The sequence below is a fragment of the Streptosporangium sp. NPDC051022 genome, from assembly GCF_040683035.1.
Lineage (GTDB): Bacteria > Actinomycetota > Actinomycetes > Streptosporangiales > Streptosporangiaceae > Streptosporangium.
On sequence record NZ_JBFBCF010000090.1, the window covers coordinates 1 to 1,422 of the forward strand.

The window sequence follows — 1,422 nt, forward strand, 5'->3', positions numbered from 1 at the left end:
GAGGTGGAGGTAGGTGGTGGGGATCATGTAGTCGGGCAGGTGGGGGGTCAGGTGGGTGCGCAGGTCGGTGGTGGTGGGGGTGTGGCCGGGGCGGGTGGTGAGGTAGGCGGTCAGGCGGGCCACTCCGGTGGGGTCGGGGTGGGTGGTGACCGCGGCGTGGACGATGTGCGGGTGGGCGGCCAGAACGATTTCGATCTCGGTGAGTTCGATGCGGTAGCCGCGGATTTTGTGCTGGGTGTCGGTGCGGCCGTGGAAGAGGAGGTGGCCTTCGGGGGTTTGGGCGGCCAGGTCGCCGGTGCGGTAGAGCCGCTCGCCGTTTTGCCCGGTGGGGTGGGGGGTGAAGTGGCGGGCGGTGAGGGCGGGCCGGTTGAGGTAGCCGTGGGCGAGGCTGGGGCCGCTGATGCAGATCTCACCGAGCTGGCCGGGCAGGGTGGGGGTGCCGGTGACGGGGTCGAGGAGGTGGACGCGGCGGTCGCCGATGGGGGTGCCGATCGGGATGGTGGGGCGTTGCAGGTCGGCGGGGGTGACGGGGTGGGTGGTGGTGAAGACGGTGCACTCGCTGGGGCCGTAGCAGTGGATGAGGCGGGTGTCGGGTAAGGCGGTCAGGGCGGTGCGGACGTGGGCGGGGGAGACGGTTTCGCCGCCGAACAGCAGGTGGTGCAGGCCGGCCAGGAGGTCGGGGCGGCTGGCCATGATGGTGTTGAAGGCGGCGGTGGGCAGGAACAGGGTGGTGACGGCGTGGGTGTGGGCGGTTTCGGCGACGGTGAGGGGGTCGCGGTCGGGCCCGGGGTGGATGAGGACGGAGCCGCCGTTGAGCAGGGGCGGCAGGATCTCGACGAGGTTGCCGTCCCAGGACAGGGCCGAGTGCAGCAGGCTGATGGTTTGGGGTCCCCAGGTGGCGTAGTCGACGCCGGTGTAGAAGCCGGGGATGGCGCGGTGGGGGACGAGGGTGCCTTTGGGTTTGCCGGTGGAGCCGGAGGTGTAGGGGACGTAGAAGACGTCGTCGGGGCCGACCGGGATGCCGGGGTTGGTGGTGGGGTGGGTGGCGATGAGGGCGGCGTCGTGGGTCAGGCTCAGCCGGGGTGTGGGGGTGTGGGTCCAGGTGAGGGGGTCTGCGGTGATGACGGTGTGCAGGCCGGTCTCGGTGGCCATGAGTTTGAGGCGTTCGTCGGGCAGGCCGTCTTCGAGGGGGACGTAGCCCGCTCCGGTTTTGAGGACGGCGAGCAGGGCGGTGACGTAGTGGGCGCTGCGGGGGATGCGCAGGCCGATCAGGTCGCCGGGGGTGACGCCGCGGGTGTGCAGGGTGTGGGCGAGTTGGTTGGCGGCGGTGTTGAGTTGCCGGTAGGTCAGGGTGCGGCCGCCGGGTTCGATCAGGGCGGTGGCGTCGGGGTGCTCCCGCACCCCCCACTCAAACACCTCGTG

The 1,422-nt window shown here is 71.2% G+C and carries 1 protein-coding gene; it reads right to left on the minus strand.

From position 1 onward, the window contains the following. Positions 1 to 1,422, minus strand: a 1,422-nt coding sequence (locus AB0N02_RS47320; RefSeq protein WP_363961763.1) for an amino acid adenylation domain-containing protein, incomplete at both ends; no start/stop codon positions are given.